This is a genomic window from Neisseria sp. DTU_2021_1001991_1_SI_NGA_ILE_055, assembly GCF_032342915.1.
GTDB lineage: Bacteria > Pseudomonadota > Gammaproteobacteria > Burkholderiales > Neisseriaceae > Neisseria.
The window spans coordinates 149,341-172,629 of record NZ_CP135440.1; the positions used below are offsets into that span (position 1 = coordinate 149,341).

Genomic DNA, 23,289 nt, shown 5'->3' on the forward strand with positions numbered 1-23,289 from the left:
AGATTAATGGGGGCGCAAAGTCTTGTTTGCTTGAATTTGTCGGTTTATCCCTTATATAATGACTTATTCCGGCCGTCTGAAAGCAGGGTTTGTTTTCAGACGGCCTCAACTTTCCATTTGGTGAGGAAGGGCTGATGCCTGCTTTATTAATTAAAGATTTTTTGCAGACGCAAGGTTTGAAGTTGCCTGCGGATGAGATACATGTTGCTTATTTGACTGCCCAGGCTGTGATTAAAATGGGCAATGCTTCGGTTGAGCGTTCGATTTTGTGGCCGTCTGAAAATGGTTGGCAGTTGGCGGATTATGTTGATGCCGAACATGAATGGTTGCTGAAACAGATTTTTATGGCTTTGGACTCGGTTGCCGAGCGCACCGAGCATTTGAAAAGCGCAGCCGTTTATACTGCGTTTCCGAAAGATGGTGCGTTGTCGCTGGTTCGTCTGAGCCGTTGGGGCGTGCCGTTGGAAAATGTGATTCCAATCGATGAGCCGGCCGGGCAGGCTTTTTTGGCTGTGCGTACGGCGCAAAGCGGCTGGATGAATGTTTGCCAGAATGTGGCGTATTGGCAGGAAATCGGTGAATTGTCGGACGAACGCAATCATCCCGGTTTGAGTCAGATTTCTGTTCCTGTCTGTATGCCCAGCGGTGCGGTTTTAGGCGTGGTACATGCTGAGTTTGATGTCAAAGACGGTGCGCCTGATGAAGTATTGGTGGCCTGGATTGCCCTTGCATTAGCCTTGGCGGAACCTTTGAAAAACCTCTTGGGCGTGGCTGAAAACGAGGAAGCGGAAAATGAGTAACGCGTTGAAGTTTGTCGCGTCATGCCGTTTGCCTACGGAATGGGGCGAATTTACCATGCACGGCTTCGAAGAAGAGGGCGGGCAGGAACATGTCGCATTGACGATGGGCGATGTTTCAGACGGCCTGCCTGTGTTGTCGCGTATTCATTCCGAGTGCTTGACCGGCGATGCTTTATTTTCGGTGAAATGTGATTGCGGTCCTCAGCTTCAAGCGGCAATGCAGGCTGTTCAGAAAGAAGGGCGCGGTGTTATCGTATATTTGCGCCAAGAAGGCAGGGGCATTGGTTTGATAAACAAAATCCGTGCGTATCGTCTGCAAGACCAAGGCTTGGATACGGTTGAGGCCAATGTTGCACTCGGCCTTCCTGTGGATGCGCGCGACTTTACTTTGGCCAAGCAGATTTATGATTATCTGCATATTCGTGAAGTCAGGTTGCTGACTAATAACCCTGAGAAAATTCAAACGTTGAAAGATTCCGGCATTAATGTGGTCGAACGGATTGCATTGCATGTCGGCGAAAATGTGGAAAATGAGCGTTATCTGCATACCAAGGCGGATAAATTGGGGCATTTGATTTTTGATTGATAGACGGGCATAACGGTTATTTTTATTGTTAAATAAAATATTCTATATTCTTTCAATGGGATATGTTTTTATTTGAATAAAAACCTTGCGCGTAATCTGATTTTTTGATTTAATGTCAGCTTATCGGGTGATTAGCTCAGTTGGTAGAGCGTCTGCCTTACAAGCAGAATGTCGGCGGTTCGACTCCGTCATCACCCACCAAGTTTCCTTTTCATTGTCTTTGACAGTGGATGCGCGGTGGTAGCTCAGTTGGTTAGAGTACCGGCCTGTCACGCCGGGGGTCGCGGGTTCGAGCCCCGTCCGCCGCGCCATTATTTAAAAAGCACTGATTATATCAGTGCTTTTTTGTTTGTCTTAAAGACATAATTCAGCCGCGAAAATAGAAACAGGTAAATAACTATAGTGTATTGAAATTGAAATACTGTTTAATCTTAATTTTCTTATGTTTTAAAAAAGGCCGTCTGAAGCTTTTAAAGTTTCAGACGGCCTTTAGTCTATTGAAATAATGGATTAAATATCCAATTCTGCCGTATCGCCTTCTTTTTCCATCCATGCACGGCGGGCGGCGGCTTCGCCTTTGCCCATCAGTTTGACGAAGATGTCACGTGTTTCGTCATCTGCGCCTTCCGGGATTTGCACCTGCAACAGACGGCGGGTGTCGGGGTGCATGGTGGTGTCTTTGAGCTGGTCGGGGTTCATCTCGCCCAAGCCTTTGAAACGGCTGATGGAATAGGCGGTTTCTTTAACACCTTCTTTTTGCAGCCGCTCCAAAATGCTGTCGAGTTCGTTTTGGTCGAGGGCGTAGAATTTACGGGCGGGTTTGCTCTTACCTTGTGCGTTGACATCGACGCGGAACAGCGGCGGCTGGGCGACGTAGATGTGTCCGTCGGCAATCAGTTTCGGGAAGTGGCGGTAGAACAGGGTCAACAGTAAAACTTGAATATGCGAGCCGTCCACGTCGGCATCGGACAGGATGGCGATTTTGCCGTAACGCAGGCCGCTTAAATCGGGATTGTCGTTGATGCCGTGCGGATCGACGCCGATGGCGACGGAAATGTCGTGGATTTCGGCGTTGCCGAAAAGCTGGTCGGGGTGGACTTCAAAGCTGTTGAGCACTTTGCCGCGCAGGGGTAGGATGGCCTGTGTGGCTTTGTCGCGGGCGAGTTTGGCGGAGCCGCCGGCGGAGTCGCCTTCGACAAGAAAGAGTTCGTTTTCGCGGATGTCTTCGCTTTCGCAGTCGGTCAGTTTGCCGGGCAGGACGGCGACGCCGCTGCCTTTTTTCTTTTCGATTTTTTTAACCGAACGCATCCGCGCCTGTGCCTGACGGATGGCGAGTTCGGCGATTTTTTTGCCGAAGTCCACGTTTTGGTTCAGCCACAATTCCAAAGGGTCGCCCGATACGGCGGCAACGAGTTTCAGCGCATCGCGGTTGGTCAGTTTGTCTTTGGTCTGACCTTGGAATTGCGGGTCGAGGACACGGGCGGAGAGGACGAAGGCGGTTTTGCCGAACACGTCGTCGCTTTGCACTTTCACGCCGCGCGGTAGGAGGTTGTGCAGATTGATGAAGTTGTTGACCGCGTTGAACACGGCTTGTTTCAAGCCTGCTTCGTGCGTGCCGCCCAACGGAGTAGGGATGAGGTTGACGTAGCTTTCGTTGGCGCACGAGCCTTCTTCCAGCCAAGTCAGGGCAAACGCAGCACCTTCGCCGATGCTGAAATCGCCGTTGTGGCCGTCTGAAATGTAGTTTTCGCAAGAGAAGATAGGCACAGCTTCTTGCGCATCGGCAATCAGGTCGGTCAGATAGCTTTTCAGGCCGTCCGGGTAGTGCCAAGTTTGGGTGTATGCTTCGTCTTCGCCTTTAACCGGACGGGTCAGGGAAACGCGCACGCCGGGCAACAACACGGCTTTGGCGCGCAATAAGCGCTCGAGTTCGGGAATGCTGTAATTCGGGCTTTCGAAATATTTGCCGTCCGGCCACACGCGCACTTCGGTGCCGCTGTCTTTGACGGCGCATTTGCCCACTTCAGTCAAAGGCTCGATGACGTCGCCACCGGAAAAGACGATGCGGTGGATTTTGCCTTCGCGCTTGACCGTTACCTCAAGGCGGGTGGAGAGGGCGTTGGTGACGGATACGCCGACGCCGTGCAGACCGCCCGAAAAGGCATACGCGCTGCCGCCGTCTTTTTTATTGAACTTGCCGCCTGCGTGCAGACGGGTGAACACGAGTTCGACTACGGGTACGCCTTCTTCAGGGTGCAGGCCGACGGGAATACCGCGGCCGTTGTCGCGCACGGAAAGCGAACCGTCTTCATGAATTTGCACGTCAATTTCAGTCGCGAAACCGCCCAACGCTTCGTCCGCCGCGTTATCAATCACTTCCTGACAGATATGGGTCGGGCTGTCGGTACGGGTGTACATGCCGGGACGTTCTTTGACCGGCTCCAAACCTTTGAGAACGGTAATGCTGGATTCGCTGTATTGATTGTTTTTAGCCATAGGAATAATGTAAAGGCCGTCTGAAAGGAAGAAAAACAACGCTTTCAGACGGCCTGAAAGCGTTGGGGTTATAGGTTTTCTATTGGATTGCGACGGATAAATTCTTCATAGCTTTCTATGCCGCGCAAGAAACGGGAAAGTTCGGTCAATGCGCCCAAATACACACCGCGCTTGAAGTCGATGACTTCGTCAACCGGCGCCCAATATTGATGCCAACGCCAGCCGTCGAATTCAGGATGATGGCAGGCGCGGAGGTTGACATCGCTGTCGCGGCCGACCAAACGCAAAAGATACCAAATCTGTTTTTGTCCGCGATACGAACCGCGCCATTCACGGCGCACCCAGTGGCTGGGTACGTCATAGCGCAGCCAGTCGCGTGTGCGGCCGATAATTTTGACATGTTGCGGCAGCAGGCCGACTTCTTCGTACAACTCGCGGTACATGGCGGTCTCAGGGCTTTCGCCCGGCTTGATGCCGCCTTGCGGAAACTGCCAAGAATGTTCGCGTACGCGTTTGCCCCAAAAGACTTCGTTACGTTCGTTAATCAGGATAATACCGACATTGGGGCGATAGCCTTCTCTGTCTAACACGGGGTCGCCCTTCATTAAATTCAATCGTGCAATTTTCCCACAAATTGGGCAGTTTTGACAAATCTTGAGGCCGTCTGAATAAGCACACAGTTTTTTCCAGACGGCATGAAACCGTTTCTGAAAAAATGTTGTTTATGAATAAAACCATAGCTTCAGGCCGTCTGAAAAGGGAGAATTTTTTCTGCTTTAAGGTCTTGCATTCAAAAGCTTTTTGCCGTTTAATGCGAACCTTGCTGAATCAAGGGCAAAGGACACATGCCGGCCGCCCCCACAGTTTCCCTTTTGTAAGTGGCATCTGCCACCGCTGCAATATTTTTACCCCCCGAACAAAAGGTCTGAAACCATGAAAAAATCTTTGATGGCGGCGGCAATCGTGAGCCTCGTCTTGACTGCGTGCAGCGGCGGACAAGGAACCGCCGCAGAATCTTCCGCCTCTCAAACTTCCTCTTCCCAAACCGATAAACTCAATATCTACAACTGGTCGGATTATGTCGATCCGGCCACGCTGTCTGCGTTTGAAAACAAAACGCATATCAACGTCCGCTACGATTACTACGACAGCAACGAAGCGCTGGAAGCCAAGCTGCTGACCGGCAAGTCGGGTTATGATCTGGTTGCGCCGTCTATTGCCAATGTCGGCCGCCAGATTAAAGCCGGCGCATATCAAAAAATCGACAAATCGCAAATTCCCGATTACGCCAATATTGATCCCGATTTGTTGAAAATGATGGAAACCGTCGATCCGGGCAACGAATATGCCGTCCCTTATTTCTGGGGCATCAATACGCTGGCGATTAACAAGCAGCAGGTTCAAAAGGCTTTGGGTACGGACAAGTTGCCTGAAAACGAATGGGATTTGGTGTTCAACCCTGAATACACCCGAAAACTGAAATCCTGCGGCATCAGCTATTTCGACAGCGCCATCGAGCAGATTCCTTTGGCCTTGCATTATTTGGGCAAAGATCCGAACAGCGAAAACCCTGACGACATCAAAGCCGCCATCGATATGATGAAAAAAGTGCGTCCCGACATCAAACGCTTTACCTCGTCGGGCTATATCGACGATATGGCTGCCGGTAATCTTTGCGTATCGGTAGGCTATGGCGGCGACCTCAATATTGCCAAAACCCGAGCCAAAGAGGCCGGAAACGGCGTAGAAATCGAAGTATTGACACCGAAAAACGGCGTCGGTATTTGGGTGGATTCGCTGATGATTCCGCGTGATGCACAAAACGTGGCCAATGCACACAAATACATCAATCACACGCTCAACCCGGAAACAGCGGCCAAAAACGGCAACTATGTAACTTATGCTCCGGCCAGCCGTCCGGCGCGGGATTTAATGGATGAAAAATACACCTCTGACGAATCGATTTTCCCAAGTAAGGAATTGATGGAAAAAAGTTTCATCGTCTCTCCCAAGTCAACCGATGCGAGTAAACTCAGCGTTCGCTTGTGGCAGGCTTTGAAAGCAGGGCGATAATTAATATTGAAATTTGAATACTCAGGCCGTCTGAAACAGTTTTTCAGACGGCCTGAGTGTTATAATTGTCAACACTTTTCAAATATCCTATCAGGAGAAACAGCGTTATGAACAATTCAGTCATCACCGTCATCGGCAAAGACCGTGTGGGCATTGTGTACGACGTTTCCAAAATTTTGGCGGAAAACCAAATCAATATTCTCAACATCAGTCAACAGCTGATGGACGATTTTTTTACCATGATTATTTTGGTGGACACTTCAAAATGCACCAAATCGCGTCAAGAGGTTTTGGATTTGTTTGCGGAAGAGAGCAAAAAACTCGCGCTCGATATCCGCATGCAAAACGAAGAAATCTTCCAAGCCATGCACCGTATTTAAGTCGGAGGGAGAGCCATGAGTATTCAATCCGGCGAGATTTTAGAAACCGTCAAAATGGTTGCAGACCAGAATTTTGACGTGCGCACCATTACCATCGGCATTGATTTGCACGACTGTATCAGCACCGACATCGATGTGTTGAACCAAAACATTTACAACAAAATCACTACAGTCGGCAAAGAATTGGTGGCAACGGCAAAATATCTGTCTGCCAAATACGGCGTGCCGATTGTGAATCAGCGTATTTCCGTCACGCCGATTGCCCAAATCGCGGCGGCAACCAAAGCCAATTCTTACGTCAGCGTGGCGCAAACTTTGGATAAAGCTGCCAAAGCCATCGGCGTGTCTTTTATCGGCGGCTTTTCCGCGCTGGTGCAAAAAGGCATGTCGCCTTCGGATGAGGTGTTGATCCGTTCCATTCCCGAAGCCATGAAAACCACTGATATCGTGTGCAGCTCCATCAATATTGGCAGCACGCGCGCGGGTATCAATATGGATGCGGTCAAGCTGGCAGGCGAGACCATCAAACGCACGGCTGAAATTACGCCCGAAGGTTTCGGCTGCGCCAAAATCGTCGTGTTCTGTAATGCAGTGGAAGACAATCCGTTTATGGCGGGCGCGTTTCACGGTTCGGGCGAAGCGGATGCCGTTATCAATGTCGGCGTATCGGGCCCGGGTGTCGTAAAAGCCGCGTTGGAAAATTCAGATGCAACGACATTGACTGAAGTTGCGGAAGTTGTGAAGAAAACCGCTTTCAAAATTACCCGTGTGGGTGAACTTATCGGCCGCGAAGCCTCAAAAATTCTGAATATCCCGTTTGGTATTCTTGATTTATCGTTGGCTCCAACCCCCGCTGTCGGCGACTCGGTGGCACGCATTCTTGAAGAGATGGGTTTGAGCGTCTGCGGTACACACGGCACGACGGCTGCCTTGGCATTGCTGAACGATGCCGTGAAAAAAGGCGGCATGATGGCTTCCAGCGCGGTCGGCGGTTTGAGCGGCGCGTTTATCCCCGTTTCCGAAGATGAAGGCATGATTGCCGCTGCCGAAGCAGGCGTGCTGACGCTGGATAAACTCGAAGCGATGACCGCCGTCTGCTCCGTTGGTTTGGATATGATTGCCGTTCCCGGCGATACGCCCGCGCACACGATTTCCGGCATCATCGCCGACGAAGCCGCCATCGGCATGATCAACAGCAAAACCACTGCCGTGCGCATCATTCCGGTTACCGGTAAAACCGTCGGCGACAGCGTCGAGTTCGGCGGCTTGTTGGGCTACGCACCTGTAATGCCGGTTAAAGAAGGTTCGTGCGAAGTGTTCGTCAACCGAGGCGGCAGGATTCCTGCGCCGGTGCAGTCGATGAAGAACTGATTGGATTGATGAATAAAAAGGCCGTCTGAAATTGATTTTCAGACGGCCTTTTATGTTTGCAGGCTGATTATTTGAACATATTTTTAATAATGCCCATTACGCTGCGGGAAATGGCGTTGGTGACTTGGCGGTTGATTTGGCTGCCGATGGCGTCGGCAACGTTGTAGCCCAAACCTTGGCCGGATTTTTTACGTCCGCCGCTCAAGCCGCCGAGCAGTCCGCCGAGGATGCCTGGATCGGCATTGGCGGCTTCTTTTTCTGCGGCCTTTTGTGCTTTTTCCTGCTCTTTGGCAGCATTTGCGGCTTCTTTTTCAGCGGCTGCTTGGCTGTCTGCTTCGGCTAAGGCTTCAAAGGCGGAATAGTTGTCGACCATGTCTTTGTAGGTCGGATACAAATCGTCGTTTTGGAACAAGCGGTTGCGCTCTTCGGCGGCAAGCGGGGTCAAGGAAGATTGCGGCGGCAGGACGAGGGCGCGTTCTACCGGCTCGGGCATACCTTTTTCATCAAGGAAGGAAACGAGGGCTTCGCCGACGCCGAGTTCGGCAATCGCTTCGGCAACTTTGATATTTGGGTTGCTGCGGAAGGTTTCGGCAGCGGCCTTAACCGCTTTTTGGTCGCGCGGCGTGAAGGCGCGCAGGGCGTGTTGTACGCGGTTACCCAGTTGGCCGAGAATGGTGTCGGGTAAATCGAGCGGGTTTTGGGTGACGAAATAGACGCCCACGCCTTTTGAACGGATCAGGCGCACGACTTGTTCGATTTGTTCGATCAGTGCATTGGCGGCATTGTCGAACATCAAATGCGCTTCGTCGAAGAACATCACGAATTTCGGTTTGTCCAAATCGCCGACTTCGGGCAGGGTTTCAAACAATTCTGCCAACATCCACAGCAAAAACGCGCTGTACATACGCGGTGAGCGCATCAGTTTTTCGGAATTGAGGATATTGATGATGCCTTTGCCGTTGTCGGTTTGCATCCAGTCTTGCAGGTTGAGGGAAGGTTCGCCGAAGAATTTTTCCGCACCTTCGTTTTCCAAAGTCAGCAGTTGGCGTTGAATCGCGCCGATACTGGCGGCGGAGACGTTGCCGTATTGCGTACGGTATTCCGAAGCGTGGTCGGAAACGTGTTTCAGCATGCTGCGCAGGTCTTTCAAGTCCAGAATGTGCCAGCCTCTGTCGTCGGCAACTTTGAACACGAGGTTGAGCAGGCCTTCCTGCGTGTCGTTCAGGTTCATCAGGCGGGCCAAAAGCATAGGGCCCATTTCGGAAACAGTCACGCGCACCGGAATACCGGTTTCGCCGTAAACATCCCAAAAGCGCACGGGGAAACTTTGCAGCCATTGCTCGCCCAAATCAAACTCGGCGATGCGTTCGCCCACTTTGCCGCTGTTGGCACCGGCTTGCGCAATGCCTGACAAATCGCCTTTGACATCGACCAAGAATACGGGGACGCCTTCGCTGCTGAAGGCTTCCGCCATGCGGCGCAGGGTAACGGTTTTACCCGTACCGGTCGCGCCGGCGATCAAGCCGTGGCGGTTGGCCATTTTGCCTTGGATTTCGAGCGTTTTCCCGTCGGCACGCGCAATTTGAAATGTAGTCATGATTATTCCTTAGAATCCGTGATGTGAAACAATGTGTTGTCTTAAAAAACAAGCATTTTAACGTTTGCAGCGAGGGGATTCAACCAAGCAAAGTTTCAGACGGCCTTAAGTTTTGCAAAGGTTTTTTTGCAGTGATTAGACAAGGTTGAAATCTGCTATAATTCCATCCAATCCGCAACCGTCTGACAAGGCGGTTGTTTTCTTTGTTTTTTGAATATTTTTTACGAAAGCGAAAGTCGCAATGACTGCACAACAAGCCCCTTTGGGCGAAAAAACCATGGCCGTGCTGATGGCGATGTTGGTCGCGCTGATGCCGTTTTCTGTCGATGCCTATCTGCCTGCGATTCCTGAAATGGCAAAGTCGCTGGGTTCGGATATCCACCGCATCGAGCAAAGCCTGAGCTTTTTTATGTTTGGCGTGGCGTTTGGTCAGGTGGTCGGCGGTTCGGTTTCGGATATTAAAGGCCGCAAACCGGTCGCCTTGGTGGGCTTGAGCATTTATTTTGCCGCCGTTGTCGGTTTGACGATGGTGAATAATGTCGAGCAGCTGCTGAACTTGCGTGCCGTGCAGGCGTTTGGTGCGGGGATGACCGTGGTAATTTCCGGCGCGATGGTGCGCGATTATTATTCCGGACGCAAAGCCGCACAGATGTTTGCCTTAATCGGCATTATTTTGATGATTGTGCCGCTGATGGCGCCGATGATTGGTGCAGGCTTGCAGAATTTGGGCGGCTGGCGCATGATTTTCGGTTTTCTGGCCTGCTATTCGCTGCTGCTTTGGGGTTTGATGTGGTATTTCCTGCCCAAGCCGCACCAAAAAGGCAAAATCAGCATGGACGTGTTCGGCGTGGTGGCCGGCAGGTTTAAACGTGTTTTGAGAACGCGCGCCGCGATGGGCTATTTGTTTTTCCAAGCTTTCAGTTTCGGTTCGATGTTTGCCTTTTTGACCGAATCGTCGTTCGTGTACCAACAACTGTATCATGTTTCACCAAACCAATATGCTTGGATATTTGCGCTTAATATCATTACCATGATGTCGTTTAACCGCGTTACCGCATGGCGTTTGAAAACCGGTACGCATCCGCAAAACATCCTCAAATGGGGCATTATCGTCCAATTTGCCGCCAATCTGCTGATGACGGTTTTGGTGTTGTCGCTGTCTTTGCCGCCTTTGTGGGCTTTGGTGCTGTGCGTGATGTTTTCAGTCGGTACGCAAGGCTTGGTCGGAGCGAACACTCAGGCCTGCTTTATGAGCTATTTCAGCGCAGAGGGCGGCAGTGCAAATGCCGTTTTAGGCGTATTCCAATCCCTTATCGGCGCATCGGTCGGCATGGCAACGACTTGGCTGCACAATGGTTCCGCCTTGGTGATGGCCGGTATGATGTTGAGCTCGACCGTGTGCGGTATCGTACTGTTGTGGGTTTGCTCGCATCAGGCTTGGGTGGAAAACGATAAAAAAGAATATGTTTAACCTTCAGGCCGTCTGAAAAACGGTTTCAGACGGCCTCAACTTTATATTGAAGAAATTAACCATGAGTACCAGCAAACAACGCCCCATCGGCGTATTCGATTCCGGCGTCGGCGGCTTGACCAACGTCCGCGCCCTGATGGAACGCCTGCCGATGGAAAACATCATCTATTTCGGCGATACCGCACGCGTTCCCTACGGCACCAAATCCCGCGCCACCATCGAAACCTTCGCCATGCAGATTGTCGATTTCCTGCTGGAAAACGATGTTAAAGCACTCGTCATCGCGTGCAACACCATCGCCGCCGTTGCCGGACAAAAAATCCGCCAAAAAGCAGGCAATATGCCTGTATTGGACGTCATCTCCGCCGGTGCGGAAGCCGCTTTGCAAACCACCAAAAACAACCGAATCGGCATTATCGCAACCAATACCACCGTCAACAGCAACGCCTACGCGCGCGCCATCCATTCAAAAAACAACGACACGCTGGTACGCACGCAAGCCGCACCCCTGCTTGTGCCATTGGTAGAAGAGGGCTGGCTCGATCACGAAGTCACCCGCCTGACCGTGCGCGAATACCTGAAGCCGCTTTTGGCTGACGACATCGACACGCTGGTGTTGGGTTGTACCCACTTCCCACTGCTCAAACCGCTTATCGGCCGCGAAGCACAAAACGTCACCTTGGTCGATTCCGCCATCACCACCGCCGAAGCCACCGCCAAAGCCTTAGCACAAGAAGGTTTGCTGAATACAGAAAACGATAATCCGGATTACCGCTTCTACGTCAGCGATATCCCACTGCGTTTCCGCACCATCGGCGAACGCTTCTTAGGCAGAAGTATGGAGCAGATTGAGATGGTTACACTGGGTTGATTGGAAATATTAAAGGCCGTCTGAAAGGTAAAAACAAGGTTAAAGTCGGTGAGATTCACAACGAAGAAGACGCGATTAAAGAAATCGCCAAACTGGAAAAGGCTATGCAGCAGGCGGCTAGGGATTTGCAGTTTGAAGAGGCTGCTGTGTTGAGAGATAGGATTCGAGGGATTAAGGAAGGGTTGTTGTTTGGGAGTGAATGAAACAATAAAACGACCAGCCATTTGTGCGACTGGTCGTTTTTTATGATTAAAAGCACTGTGTTTAAAATATTTTATTCTTCGACATGGCTTATCGCATTCTTGGATAAGAGATGCTCTAAGGGTAATTCCAAAGCGTCTGCAATCCGCCCCATAACATCAATAGAAACAGCTCTGTTTCCACGTTCAACCTCGCAGATGTATGCACGGCTAACTTGCGCTTCAAAAGCGAGAGCCTCTTGGGAAATTTCTTTCAAGCGACGTATCTTCCGCATATTTTGGGCAAAAATCAGACGGTACGGATGTATTTCATTGTTTATGTCCATTTATTCAGTATGGAAAGATACTGAATTTTAAACAATTTACGATAGGAAGAAATTAGTCGACTATGGTTGATATTTTTAAAAAAATTGTATATGATAACTACATCATGGTTGAATTATTGCCATGACGGTTTAGTTAAAAATAACAAGTTTTGGAAGGTTATTATGTCTGAAGAAAATGCAAAAGTTGCGGGTAGTGTCTCAGGTGTGGGTACCGCTGCGGGCATAGGGGCTGCCGCTTCAACAATGAGTGCATCAGCCATAACAGGTACATTGGCAACTATCGGTGGCGGAAGTATGGCAGTTGGTATCGGTATTGTTGCCGCTGCTCCATTGGCAGTTGGAGCAATAACTTATGGATTATATTCGCTATTTGATGATTGAAGAAACAATAAAGGGAAAATTACAAATGAGTTTTTTAAAGAAACTACTTGGTTCCGCCACTAAGGGGGTTGTTAATGGCGTAATTAGTTATGGTAAAAACAAAGCTGATGGTAGCCATGACCACCGCTACAATATAGGCAGTGATAGAACACCTGCCCAACAATCAGGTGATAAGAAACGGCGGAAATAATCATGAAATATCGTGTATTCAATCCGAAACTCTTAAACTGGCGTGGTTATCAAGGCTCTTGCGAATACTGCGGTGATGTGCATTACGATAGCGAATATTGTGATACTTGCGGTATGCCGCCGTGCAGATGTATGTGCTGATTAACAAGCAAGCCGTAGCCCACATCCCCACTAACCGCGTGCGTGGCTGCGCCACACACACTACCTGCGGGCGGCACAAACTTTAAAACCGACGTGTAGGGTGTGTGTGGTACGCACGCACGCGTTCTTTGCCGTTCACACCATTGTTTCAAACGTTCAGACAACCTCAAACATCGTCTGAAAACCTTTTGCAATAAGACCGTCTGAAATCCAGTTTTCAGACGGCCTTATTTTTCTTAATTCAAGGTGTTAGCAGTCAAACTCGGCAATTACCGGTGCATGGTCGCTGGGGCGTTCTTGGGCGCGGGTTTCTAGGTCGACGGTGACGTCGGTAAGGGTGGCGGCGAGTTCGGGGCTGGTGAGGATGTGGTCGATGCGCAGGCCGAGTTTGCGTTGGAACATAGCGCCGCGGTAGTCGAACCATGTGTAGAACGCGCCTTCGGGATGGATTTTGCGCAGGCTGTCGGTCAAGCCGAGGTCGAGCAGGTTTTTAAACCATTGTCTTTCGATGGAGGAACAATGGATTTTTTCGTGCCATTTTTCGGGGTCGTAGCAGTCGGCATCGGCCGGGGCGATGTTGAAGTCGCCGAGCAGGACGAGTTTGGGGTGGGCGGCCATTTCGGCGCGGACGAACTCGGTCAGTGCGGCAAACCATTGTTCTTTATATTGGAATTTGGGGCTGTCCAGGGCTTCGCCGTTGACGCAATAGACGTTGATGACGCGCACACCGTTGATGGTGGCGGCGATGACGCGGCGTTGCGGGTCGTCGGGGAGGGCGGGCAGGCCGCAGTGTACGTCTTGCGGTTCGTGGCGGCTGATGATGGCGACGCCGTTGTAGGTTTTTTGGCCGCTCCAGACGCAGTGCCAGCCCATCATTTGCAGGGCGGCGGCCGGGAATTTGTCTTGGTCGAGTTTGAGTTCTTGTAAGGCGAGTATGTCGGCTTGGTGGTCAGCCAGCCAGTTTTGTACTTGGGGCAGGCGGACGTTGAGGGAATTGACGTTCCAAGTGGCGATTTTCATGATGTTTCCGTGTGTGCTGTTGGGTGGGAAGACGGCGGATAGCGCCTGTGGGCATGGGCGGTATTGTATAGCGGATTGGTTTATTTTTCGATATGGGCTGAAAGGGGCAGGCCGTCTGAAAGCTGATGTTTCAGACGGCCTTGTTGTTGTGATGTGGAATAATTTGTTTATTCGGCTGGGTCTTTGAGTGTGCGCAAGGTATTGAGGATGGTGGCGGCTTCTTCGGAGATGAGGCGGTATTCGATAATGCGGTGGTAACGCGTGAAATCGATGATGCCTTCGGTGCGCAGGCGTGCGAGGTGGTTGGCGATGCCGGTCGGAGAGGAGTCGAGCGCCTGTGCCAGTTCGGTAATGCTGCGGTCGCCGTCCAGCAGCAGAAAAAGGATGGCCATGCGTTCGGGGTTGGCAATCAGTTTGAGAATGGTAGAGAGACGTTTGATTTCCATGTTTTTGTTCCTTTTATTATATGAACGCTTGATGTTGGTTAAATTGGGATGATTGTAGTTCTTATTACGATTATTCTTATAATTCAAAATCTTAAGTTGGAAGTGTACACGGTTTTGTAAATTTTGAGGGTATTGTGTTGCAATTTTTTTGTTAATTTTTGATATTTTGTTTCGGTTGCGAAACTGAATTGAAAAGAGACGAAAAGGCCGTCTGAAATGTTCCGTTGCAGATGATTTTGCTGGCGGATGTTTCAGACGGCCTTTGATTTGGCTTTAAGTTGTTTTTTCTTTTGCGGTTATTTGGTTTGGATGGATTAATTGGTTTTAAACGAATAATGGGTTTTTATGCTAAAGGCTATGCGTCAAGGGCTTCGGCCGCTTGGGCGTGTTGTCGAAATGCGACTACTTTTTCTTCCAGCCTGCGGTCATGGCGAAGGTGATGGGATCGTAGTATTTCGGTAGCTTGGACGGAATGCCCACATCGTTACGGTACACGACGCGGTAGCGGTCGGCGAACCAGTTTGGAACGATGGTGTATTGGTGGCGGATCAGTCGGTCGAGCGCGCGCGAGGTGGTTTGCAGCTCTTGGCGGTTGGTAAAGCTGTTGAAATGGGTCAGCAGTTTTTCGACCGCGGGATGACAGACGCCGGACAGGTTGCGGCTGCCTTCGGTTTTGGCGGCGGCGCAGCTGAAGTAGTCGTATTGCTCGTTACCGGGGCTTTCGCTGTTGCCGTAGTAGCCGGTAGTTACGTCAAAATCGAAGTCGTTCATGCGTTTTTGGTACACGGCGGAATCGGCGGTGCGCACGTTCATGGTAATGCCGATTTTGGCGAGGTCGCGCTGCCATTTGGCGGTAATGCGTTCGTAGTTTTTGCTTGGTGCAAGGAATTCAAAGGTCAGCGGTTTGCCTTGTTTGTCCACTGCTTTGCCGTTTTTGTATTGGTAGCCGCCTTTTTCAAGCAGGGCGCGTGCTTTGAGCAGGTTCGGGCGCACGCCCAGTTTGGGGTCGGTAACCGGCGGCATAGGGACGTCTTGATCCAATACGCCCTCGGGTAGCTTGGTGCCCAATGATTTGAGCAATGCGGTTTCTGCACGGTCGGGTTTGCCGGTTGCGGCCATGGTGCTGTTGGTGAAGAAGCTGTCGGTGCGGCGGTATGCGCCGTAGAAGATGCGGCTGTTGACGCTTTCGTAGTCGAAACTTTCAATCAAGGCGCGGCGGACGTAAATATTGTCCAAGGGCTTGTGGCGCATATTGATGACGAAGCCTTGCATGCCGGCTGTGCTGTTTTGCAGCCATTCGTGTTTGGACAGGTTGCGTTTTTTGAGGACTTCGTCGGAGTAGGCGCGCGCCCAGTTGCGGGCGACGTTTTCTTGTACGAAGTCATATTGGCCGCCTTTTAACCCTTCGATGCGGACAACTTCGTCTTTGACGTATTTGATGCGGATGTGGTCGTAGTTGTAGCGGCCTTTGCGTACGGGCAGGTTTTGCGCCCAGTAGTTTTTGTCGCGGACAAACTCGCTGATGCGGCCGTTTTCGGCTTTGGCAAAACGGTAGGGGCCGGAGCCGATGGGCAGGCTGTTGGGCGCGGCGGCCAGGCCTTTTGGATAGCTTTTATGCGAGAAGACGGGCAGGCTGCCGAGAATCATGTGCAATTCTGAGTTACGCTGCTTGAAGCGGAACACGACGGTGCGGTCGTTGGGCGTTTCTACTTTGGCCACGTCGCTCCAGTAGAAGTGGTACATGGGGGCGGCGGCTTTGTCTTTGGTCAGGATGTTAAATGAAGCGGCAACGTCTTTGGCCAAAACGGGGTCGCCGTTGTGGAATTTGGCTTTGGGGTTGATTTTGAAGGTAACGGAAAGGCCGTCCGGCGCCAGGGCGATGTCTTCGGCAATCAGGCCGTAAACAGCGTAAGGTTCGTCCATGCTTTGCTCGGTCAGGGTGTCGAGCGTCAGCATGCTGATGCCGTATTCGTGGTTGCCTTTGAGGGTAAAGGGGTTGAGCGTGTCAAAAGCACCGAGGAAAGGCGTGGTAAACGAGCCGCCTTTGGGAGCGTTGGGATTGACGTATTCGAAGGCGGTGAAGTTGGCCGGATATTTCGGCGGTTGGCCAAGGCTTACGCCGTGGGCGGCAAAAGCGGCAGATGGAATCAGACCGAGCAGCGAGAGTAGGGCTGGTGTTTTCATCTATTTTTCCTTGTAGGTTGAATGTAGTATTCAGTAGTGTGCTGATTATAGCAAAGGCCGTCTGAAACTTGATATTTTTGCTTTCAGACGGCATCAGGTTTAAGAGGATTGTTTTTTCGTATGGGCACTGAACTCGGCCAGCGTCATGTTCAAGGTTTCCAAGCAGGGCTGCATAATGTGGTCAACCGTTTGATTTACCTTGTCTTTATTAAGCGTTTGCGGACGGTAGACAAAGAGTTTGAACAGCTCCGCCAAGTCGATGGACTCCGCTCCCATTTTCAAGACCCAGCCCTGACGGCCGGAATAGACATAACCGTGTCGCGCCAGCTTTTCTAAAAGCTCGCCCAATTCGTCAAAGCCCATATTGATATGCCGTCTGAACTCCTGCACCGGCAATGCCTTGCCGTTTTGTTGGGCAGAATCGAGCAACAGCAGGATTTTCAATACATCGTCAAAGCGGCCGCGCGCATCCAAACTGCGGCGGAACGCTTCGCCGCGCCAGTAGGACAGGGACGAGGTTAAAACCGCGCCGCCCAATACCAGCGTCCACAACAGGTTGAGCCACAACAGGAAAAACGGTACTGCAGCAAATGCGCCGTAAATCGATTTGTAGCCGTCAAAGTTGCCCATGTACCAAGCGAACAAAAAGCGTGCCGTTTCCAAGCAAAACGCCGTTACGGCCGCGCCGACCAAAGCATGGCTGGCCGGTACGAAACGGTTGGGCACAAAGCGGTACAAGCCCCACAGCAGCATTGTAATAAATGAAACCGCAGTGATAACCCTCAGCCATTCCGAACCGCCCACTACTTGCACCTGACCGATCACGACCGACAAGCCCACGCCCAAAGACAAAGGCCCAAACGTCAGCAACGCCCAATACACCAAAAACTGCATCATCCAGGGCCGTTGCGAATTAACGCGCCAAATCCGGTTGAACGCATTGTCTATCGTCCGAATCAGCATCAGCGAGGTTACGACCAACATCACACTGCCGATGGCCGTCAGCTTGGTGGCCTTATCGCGGAACGCATTGATGTAGTCGAACACCATATCCGCGCCCTGCGGCACAATGGTGCGGTTGATAAAAGAGACAAATTCCCCCGACCATTGGTCAAAAACGGGGAAGGCCGACGCGATGACGACCATCACCGTCAACACGGGCACCAAAGCCAAAAGCGTTGTAAACGTCATGCTTGCCGCTACCTGCGGTACACGCTCCTCATCAAAACGGCGCACGACAAACCAAGCGAACGCCACGCCCTTACTCTTTAAAAAACCTTGCCACCATTGCGAAAACGGCATAACCTTTTCCCACATTTAAATTGAAATTTCTTCTTTTCAGACGGCCTGAGTATTTAAAAGGCCGTCTGAAACCTGACAGCATTGTAACGGAAACCCCAAATGAACCCAAATCCCCTGAAAATCCTCGTCCTCTTTTATTCCCAAAACGGCAGCACGCGCAACCTTGCCCGCCAAATCGCACGCGGTATCGAAAGCGTGGACGGTTGCGAAGCCGTGTTGCGTACCGTGCCCAAAGTTTCCACCGTTTGCGAAGCCGTTGAAAAATCCGTTCCCGACGAAGGCGCGCCCTACGCGACTGCCGATGACCTCAAAAATTGCGCCGGCCTCGCGCTCGGCAGCCCGACACGTTTCGGCAATATGGCCGCCGCAATGAAATACTTTATCGACGGCACCATTCCCCTTTGGCTCGGTGCAGAACTCGTCGGCAAGCCTGCCACCGTATTCACCAGCACATCTTCTCTGCACGGTGGCCAAGAAAGCACCTTGCTGACCATGATGCTGCCCCTGTTACACCACGGCATGGTCATCAGCGGCATTCCCTATACCGAGTCCACGCTCAGCAATACCCAAAGCGGCGGCACGCCTTACGGCGCAAGCCATGTTTCCGGCCATGACAGCAAGCCGGCATTGACTGCCGAAGAAAACGATATTGCCTTTGCACAAGGTAAACGTTTGGCAGAATTGGCAAGAAAATTGGCAGACTGATTGCCTTATAATAAAAAGATTAAGGCCGTCTGAAAACCTGATGATATTGGTTTCAGACGGCCTTTAGTTAATTGGGACTAGATTGAAAATAAATATTTTGAATTAAACGAAATACTTAGAAAATAATGATTAAAACATAGTTTCATCGGGCTACATCTTTTTGATAGAATCTGCGACCAAATTGAAAGATAAGCTAATTGGAGAGGCTATGTCACTACCTGTATTTCCCTATGGCAAATTAAGCTTTGCCGTCAGTCTGGCGCTGTGTTCGGCGTATTCTTTCGCGACCGAAGTAGAAAATACCCAGCCGCAAGAACGTGTCGATTTACCGACAGTTACCGTCCAAGGTGTCGGAAAACAGACTACTTCCAACTACACCATTCCCGCTTCCTCCGCCGCGACAGGCATCCGCCTGACCCAGCGTGAAACGCCGCAGTCCTTGTCTGTCGTCACTGAAAAACAAATGGACGACCAGGGTTTGGATACTTTGCAGGACGTGTTGAAACAAACGCCGGGCGTGTTCCACAGCAAAATGGGCAACAACGTATCCGGCCACAGCCAATTTATTTCGCGCAGTCAGGCGATTGACAGCATTTCCGTAGACGGCGCGCCTAAATTCCTTTACGACGGTAAAGCCATCCGCCGCGGCACCAATAATCTGGACAGCACATTGTACGAACAAGTCGTCGTCGTGCGCGGCGCAAGCGGTTTGTCCAACGGCGGTATGGGCGAGCCGGGCGGTACGGTTGCGTTGGAACGCAAAAAACCGACTGCCAAGCCAGCCATCAGCGTGGAAGCCGGTGTCGGTTCGTGGAACCACTACCGTTTCGTCCTTGATGCCAATCATCCTTTGAATGCCGACAATACCTTGCGCGGCCGCGCTATTTTGGTCAGCGACCACGGCGGCGATTACCTGCCGAACACATCGCGCCATAATCACACTTTCTATGGCATTTTGTCTTACGATCTCACGCCGCAAACCCAATGGCGCCTCGGTACGGAAATACACCGTTTCCGCAATACCGGCAGCTCGCGTTTCAGCTATCTGACAGCAGCAGGTAATCGCAAAGACGGATTCAAACCGTTTGAATCTTCGCCACGCAGCAATTCTTCCGCACGCTGGGCATACGGCAAAGACACCAGTGCCGAAGTATTTACTTCCCTTAGCCATGAGTTTGACAACGGCTGGAAACTGACTGGTGATTACAGCCATGTTTCGGGTAAAAACGACATCGTTTCAGGCATTGCCGGTACTTTTGTAATTAAACCCGACTACTCCGCGCTCTTTACATCCGACCGCGACCGCAGCAAATACCGCGATCAGAATTTTGCGCTGGCCTTGGACGGCGATTATCCAGCGTTGGGCCGCTCGCACGAGTTCAATGTCGGCATCAGCTATCAGGACAACAAAGAAAACCTGTCTTTCTATGAAGAAGGCGAATCGACGATTCCTGATTTGCGCCTCTTTAACGGCAATATCGCCAAACCCGATATGCCGTATCTGCGCGATGGTTTTTCACGCATGAAAAACCTGTCGGTTTACGGCTCGACCCGTTTCAAACTGACCGACAAGCTTGCCTTTATCGGCGGCAGCCGTTTTGTAGATTGGCGTTACCGTTACAGCACTGAACGCAACAAATTCGCACACAGCAGCCACAAACAAAACGTTTTCATTCCTTATTTGGGCGTAACCTACGACATCGGCGACAATTTGACCGCCTATGCGTCTTACACCACCATCTTCCGTCCGCAAGTGCGTTACCTGACCAAAGACGGCGCGGCGCTCGAACCGCAACGCGGCAAAACCTACGAGACCGGTTTGAAAGGCTCATGGTTTGACGGTCGTCTGAATGCTTCTGCATCCGTCTTTATGAACAAACGTGACCATTTGGGCGTTTATGCGGGTAGATTGCCAAACGGCGAAGAATACTACCGCTCTGCTGATAAAACGACGACCAAGGGCTGGGAACTTGCCGTCGGCGGACGCTTGAGCGACAGATGGCTGCTGAATGCTTCCTATGCTCGTTCCAAAATCAAAGACAGCGAAGGCAAGCAACTGCATCCGTCTTATCCGGTTCATTTGTTCAAACTCTTTACCGCGTATGACGTGACCGACCGTTTGAACCTGGGTGCCAACGTCAACTGGCAAAGCCGCAGCCACACGCTGGACGAATACCCTGCAGACATCAATCCAGCCGCCGCGGCCGCGTTGACCCAACGTCCGTACGCAACGCTGGATTTGACCGGTCATTACAAAATCGGCAAATCCACCCGCATCAGTTTGGACTTTGAAAACGTGTTCAACAAACGCTACCGCACCATGCCGGATATTCACGTTTACGGCACGCCGCGTAGTGTGACTGCAACGGTTAAACATACGTTCTAATTGAAAAGAAAAGTAGGACAGGCCGTCTGAAAACCTGAGTGATCGGGTTTTCAGACGGCCTGAATTTTTTCTGACATATTGTTTTTATGTTGAACCTGACTAAAAATTGCTCGGTATCTTGCACAAAAAAGACCGGAACATATCCGGTCTTTTTAATGTTTTCGCACTTACGCTTGGTAACCTTTCGCTTCGGCAAGCAGGGCCAGCAATTCTTCAGTCGTATCCCAACCGATGCAGGCATCCGTAATACTTTGACCGTAAACTTCAGGCTTGTCTTGGCGGCCTTCAACCAAGTGGCTTTCCACCATCACGCCCATGATGTTTTCTTCACCGGCTTTCAGCTGCTCCGCAACATCGCGAGCCACATCCATTTGTTTGCGGAAGTCTTTACGGCTGTTGGCATGGCTGCAGTCCACCATCAGTTTGCTGCTCACGCCGGCTTTTTGAAGCTGCGCTACCGCGTCTTTAACGTGTTCCGCGCTGTAATTAGGCTCTTTACCGCCACGCAAAATCGCATGGCAGTCAGGGTTGCCGCTGGTGTGGACAATCGCGGAATGACCGGCTTTGGTTACAGACAGGAAGTGGTGCGGATGATTGGCGGCACCGATGGCGTCGATGGCGATTTTCAGATTGCCGTCCGTACCGTTTTTAAAACCGACAGGGCAGGAGAGGCCGCTGGCCAATTCGCGGTGCACTTGGCTTTCAGTCGTGCGCGCACCAATCGCGCCCCAAGAAATCAGGTCGGCGTAGTATTGCGGCGTAATCATGTCCAAGAATTCAGTCGAAGCAGGCATGCCCATTTCGTTCAAAGTCAGCAACAACTGACGCGCTTGGCGCAGGCCGTAGTTGATGTCAAACGTACCGTCCAGGTGAGGATCGTTAATCAGACCTTTCCAGCCAACAGTTGTACGCGGTTTTTCAAAATACACGCGCATCACAATCAGCAGCTCTTTCTCATATTTTTTGCGCAAGGGCAGCAATTTTTGCGCATATTCAACCGCCGCCTTAGTATCGTGAATCGAGCATGGGCCGATGATGACCAGCAAACGGTTGTCGCGGCCGTGAACCAAATCCGAGATTTCATGACGTGTTTTATAAACCAAATTGGCAACCTGAGGCGTAACAGGCAGCTCATACAAATGCGCGATTGGAGGGAGTAACTCTTTGACTTCTTTAATTTTAATATCGTCAGTAGGGTGGTGTTGGGACATGATGGACTCTCTTGTTTATTTTTGATACAGATTACAGGTTTTAGCAGAATTAAACAAGGCTTAGTTTTTTGTTTTAGCAATTTTATTCTAAAATTTCTTTATTTTAATTATTTTATAGAATTTAAAATCAGTTTGTTTATAAATATTAATATTTAATGCTATTTAAAAATTTCATTTATATAATAAAGGGCTTTGGGTTTTTATTAAAATACAGGCCGTCTGAAAAGGTTCAGACGGCCTGAAGTCTTAATAGACCAAAAATTGAGAAGCGTGGAGGCTATCGGTATTGTTCCAGCAAGGGCGAAGAGAAAGGCGTCCAATAAACGCCTTTCAGGCCGCTTTCAACCAATTTGTCATTCAACCAGGTGTTACAAGTATTGAATAAATGATAGCGTCCTTTGGCTTCGTAAAAAGCATCGTTAGATTGATGATGGATTCCTTTTAGCAAGATAGGTTGCCCATTTTCTTGTTGAAAACCGGCCAAGAGCGATTTGGTTAAATTCCTGTATTGCTCAGGCGTGACCAAAAATTTGACGACGTGGCTATTTTCTCGCGGTTCAAAAGGATAATAAGTAACATGAATCAGCGTACGGTTCAGCCCGCTTAATGCACCTAAAGCATTGGAGAAAGTCAAATCTTTCCACTCAGGCGTGTATAAATAAAAATTGCGCTCCCCCCAGCCTAAACCGATATGCGTTATTTGAGGATCAGCAGTGAGCGTGTCTTTTGGATTGACGACATCTGACCAATCAAAAATATCATTCTTCAGCGGCATGACTACATCAGTATGCACGCCGTTACTGACTAGAAATAACGTAATGTCTCCTTTGGGCTGCTCTTCATTGATCGGCAATGAAGCCATTATCCAAGCAGACAAAAAATACAATAGGGCAAAAATTGGGATGATCAGCGCCATTTTGCCGATTTTCTTGAGGATGTGGAGAAAGGAGCGCATTCGTTTTTTTAAAGGCGATTAAGTTTGAAGGTGTGTATTTTCCATTAAATTTGTACTTTTTTCATTAGAAATGAGTGGGCGGTATAGTTATTAAAAAATAGTTAGATTTAGAAGTTGATTCACGCAAATTTCTTAAAAATTTAATTGGAGAGAGTTTTAAGGTTTGTTGATAAGGGGATTAAAATCAACTGGATTTAT

At 50.4% G+C, this 23,289-nt stretch carries 22 protein-coding genes, 2 tRNA genes and 1 pseudogene; 15 read left to right on the forward strand and 10 right to left on the reverse strand.

Going from position 1 to position 23,289, the window contains the following annotated elements; genetic code table 11:
- Positions 1 to 134 precede the first annotated feature (134 nt).
- The 4 genes from RRV97_RS00645 to RRV97_RS00660 all read left to right on the forward strand — a co-directional run bounded on the left by RRV97_RS00645 (position 135) and on the right by RRV97_RS00660 (position 1,697).
- A complete protein-coding gene (locus tag RRV97_RS00645) occupies positions 135 to 800 on the forward strand; it encodes a hypothetical protein (protein ID WP_314598343.1) in 666 nt (221 codons plus the stop codon).
- Complete coding sequence (gene ribA / locus RRV97_RS00650) at positions 793 to 1,386, forward strand: GTP cyclohydrolase II (RefSeq protein WP_003685106.1); 594 nt, start codon at positions 793 to 795, stop codon at positions 1,384 to 1,386. Before RRV97_RS00645 ends, ribA begins: the two co-directional genes overlap by 8 nt.
- Before the next feature lie 125 nt (positions 1,387 to 1,511).
- Positions 1,512 to 1,587: transfer RNA gene (locus RRV97_RS00655), tRNA-Val, on the forward strand.
- Between the two features lie 33 nt (positions 1,588 to 1,620).
- Positions 1,621 to 1,697: transfer RNA gene (locus RRV97_RS00660), tRNA-Asp, on the forward strand.
- A 199-nt stretch (positions 1,698 to 1,896) separates the two neighbouring features.
- On the opposite strand, the gene parE is transcribed toward RRV97_RS00660, so the two are convergent.
- Together parE and RRV97_RS00670 are read right to left on the reverse strand one after the other, a co-directional pair.
- Entirely contained in the window at positions 1,897 to 3,882 is a 1,986-nt protein-coding gene (gene parE, locus RRV97_RS00665; protein WP_070823793.1) for a DNA topoisomerase IV subunit B, read from the reverse strand.
- A gap of 68 nt (positions 3,883 to 3,950) precedes the next feature.
- A complete protein-coding gene (locus RRV97_RS00670; RefSeq protein ID WP_003747493.1) occupies positions 3,951 to 4,487 on the reverse strand; it encodes an RNA pyrophosphohydrolase in 537 nt (178 codons plus the stop codon).
- Positions 4,488 to 4,815: 328 nt separating this feature from the next.
- Here RRV97_RS00670 and RRV97_RS00675 point away from each other — a divergent pair, with 328 nt between their 5' ends.
- The 3 genes from RRV97_RS00675 to RRV97_RS00685 all read left to right on the forward strand — a co-directional run bounded on the left by RRV97_RS00675 (position 4,816) and on the right by RRV97_RS00685 (position 7,706).
- Positions 4,816 to 5,955, forward strand: coding sequence for a polyamine ABC transporter substrate-binding protein (locus tag RRV97_RS00675; RefSeq protein WP_315611651.1), 1,140 nt, complete (start codon positions 4,816 to 4,818; stop codon positions 5,953 to 5,955).
- Positions 5,956 to 6,062: 107 nt separating this feature from the next.
- A complete protein-coding gene (locus RRV97_RS00680) occupies positions 6,063 to 6,335 on the forward strand; it encodes an ACT domain-containing protein (RefSeq protein ID WP_003680574.1) in 273 nt (90 codons plus the stop codon).
- 15 nt (positions 6,336 to 6,350) lie between these two features.
- A complete protein-coding gene (locus RRV97_RS00685) occupies positions 6,351 to 7,706 on the forward strand; it encodes a PFL family protein (RefSeq protein WP_315611652.1) in 1,356 nt (451 codons plus the stop codon).
- 67 nt (positions 7,707 to 7,773) lie between these two features.
- Here the strand turns inward: RRV97_RS00685 and RRV97_RS00690 are convergent, their stop codons facing one another.
- Entirely contained in the window at positions 7,774 to 9,303 is a 1,530-nt protein-coding gene (locus tag RRV97_RS00690; protein WP_188214150.1) for a helicase HerA-like domain-containing protein, read from the reverse strand.
- Positions 9,304 to 9,544: 241 nt separating this feature from the next.
- On the opposite strand from RRV97_RS00690, the gene RRV97_RS00695 reads away from it, so the two are divergent.
- From RRV97_RS00695 to RRV97_RS00705, 3 genes and pseudogenes are all read left to right on the forward strand, one after another.
- Positions 9,545 to 10,774, forward strand: coding sequence for a multidrug effflux MFS transporter (locus RRV97_RS00695; protein ID WP_315611653.1), 1,230 nt, complete (start codon positions 9,545 to 9,547; stop codon positions 10,772 to 10,774).
- A 61-nt stretch (positions 10,775 to 10,835) separates the two neighbouring features.
- Positions 10,836 to 11,645 (forward strand): glutamate racemase, encoded by an 810-nt coding sequence (murI, locus tag RRV97_RS00700; RefSeq protein WP_107769251.1) that lies wholly within the window; start codon positions 10,836 to 10,838, stop codon positions 11,643 to 11,645.
- An 11-nt stretch (positions 11,646 to 11,656) separates the two neighbouring features.
- Positions 11,657 to 11,848 (forward strand): annotated as a pseudogene (locus RRV97_RS00705) (UvrB/UvrC motif-containing protein); the annotation flags it as partial.
- A 71-nt stretch (positions 11,849 to 11,919) separates the two neighbouring features.
- Here the strand turns inward: RRV97_RS00705 and RRV97_RS00710 are convergent.
- Entirely contained in the window at positions 11,920 to 12,171 is a 252-nt protein-coding gene (locus tag RRV97_RS00710) for a helix-turn-helix domain-containing protein (protein ID WP_063068896.1), read from the reverse strand.
- 90 nt (positions 12,172 to 12,261) lie between these two features.
- Here RRV97_RS00710 and RRV97_RS00715 point away from each other — a divergent pair, with 90 nt between their 5' ends.
- The 3 genes from RRV97_RS00715 to RRV97_RS00725 are packed head-to-tail and all read left to right on the forward strand — an operon-like array spanning position 12,262 to position 12,882.
- Positions 12,262 to 12,552: a hypothetical protein gene (locus tag RRV97_RS00715; RefSeq protein ID WP_315611655.1), complete on the forward strand. Its 291-nt coding sequence runs from the start codon at positions 12,262 to 12,264 to the stop codon at positions 12,550 to 12,552.
- The gene (locus tag RRV97_RS00720; RefSeq protein ID WP_315611656.1) at positions 12,524 to 12,742 is read left to right on the forward strand and encodes a hypothetical protein; all 219 of its coding nucleotides are present in this window, start codon (positions 12,524 to 12,526) and stop codon (positions 12,740 to 12,742) included. Before RRV97_RS00715 ends, RRV97_RS00720 begins: the two co-directional genes overlap by 29 nt.
- A 2-nt stretch (positions 12,743 to 12,744) precedes the next feature.
- Positions 12,745 to 12,882, forward strand: coding sequence for a hypothetical protein (locus RRV97_RS00725; RefSeq protein ID WP_315611657.1), 138 nt, complete (start codon positions 12,745 to 12,747; stop codon positions 12,880 to 12,882).
- Between the two features lie 249 nt (positions 12,883 to 13,131).
- Here RRV97_RS00725 and xth read toward each other — a convergent pair whose 3' ends face one another.
- From xth to RRV97_RS00745, 4 genes are all read right to left on the reverse strand, one after another.
- Positions 13,132 to 13,902 carry an exodeoxyribonuclease III gene (gene xth, locus RRV97_RS00730; protein WP_296115507.1) on the reverse strand — a complete coding sequence of 257 codons (771 nt, stop codon included), beginning with the start codon at positions 13,900 to 13,902 and terminating at the stop codon, positions 13,132 to 13,134.
- A gap of 167 nt (positions 13,903 to 14,069) precedes the next feature.
- Positions 14,070 to 14,348 (reverse strand): metalloregulator ArsR/SmtB family transcription factor, encoded by a 279-nt coding sequence (locus tag RRV97_RS00735; protein ID WP_315611658.1) that lies wholly within the window; start codon positions 14,346 to 14,348, stop codon positions 14,070 to 14,072.
- 402 nt (positions 14,349 to 14,750) lie between these two features.
- Positions 14,751 to 16,532, reverse strand: a complete 1,782-nt coding sequence (locus tag RRV97_RS00740) for an extracellular solute-binding protein (RefSeq protein ID WP_315611659.1) — start codon at positions 16,530 to 16,532, stop codon at positions 14,751 to 14,753.
- Between the two features lie 99 nt (positions 16,533 to 16,631).
- Positions 16,632 to 17,834 (reverse strand): YihY family inner membrane protein, encoded by a 1,203-nt coding sequence (locus RRV97_RS00745; protein ID WP_315612219.1) that lies wholly within the window; start codon positions 17,832 to 17,834, stop codon positions 16,632 to 16,634.
- Positions 17,835 to 17,933: 99 nt separating this feature from the next.
- Between RRV97_RS00745 and wrbA the strand changes: the two genes are divergently transcribed.
- Positions 17,934 to 18,539, forward strand: coding sequence for an NAD(P)H:quinone oxidoreductase (gene wrbA / locus RRV97_RS00750; RefSeq protein ID WP_315611660.1), 606 nt, complete (start codon positions 17,934 to 17,936; stop codon positions 18,537 to 18,539).
- Positions 18,540 to 18,747: 208 nt separating this feature from the next.
- On the forward strand, positions 18,748 to 20,925 hold the full coding sequence (locus RRV97_RS00755; protein WP_315611661.1) for a TonB-dependent siderophore receptor: 2,178 nt from the start codon (positions 18,748 to 18,750) through the stop codon (positions 20,923 to 20,925).
- 167 nt (positions 20,926 to 21,092) lie between these two features.
- Here RRV97_RS00755 and aroG read toward each other — a convergent pair whose 3' ends face one another.
- Both aroG and RRV97_RS00765 read right to left on the reverse strand, forming a co-directional pair.
- Positions 21,093 to 22,136 carry a 3-deoxy-7-phosphoheptulonate synthase AroG gene (gene aroG / locus RRV97_RS00760; RefSeq protein WP_295863811.1) on the reverse strand — a complete coding sequence of 348 codons (1,044 nt, stop codon included), beginning with the start codon at positions 22,134 to 22,136 and terminating at the stop codon, positions 21,093 to 21,095.
- A gap of 277 nt (positions 22,137 to 22,413) precedes the next feature.
- Positions 22,414 to 23,091: a TIGR02117 family protein gene (locus tag RRV97_RS00765; protein WP_315611662.1), complete on the reverse strand. Its 678-nt coding sequence runs from the start codon at positions 23,089 to 23,091 to the stop codon at positions 22,414 to 22,416.
- Between the last annotated feature and the right edge of the window lie 198 nt (positions 23,092 to 23,289).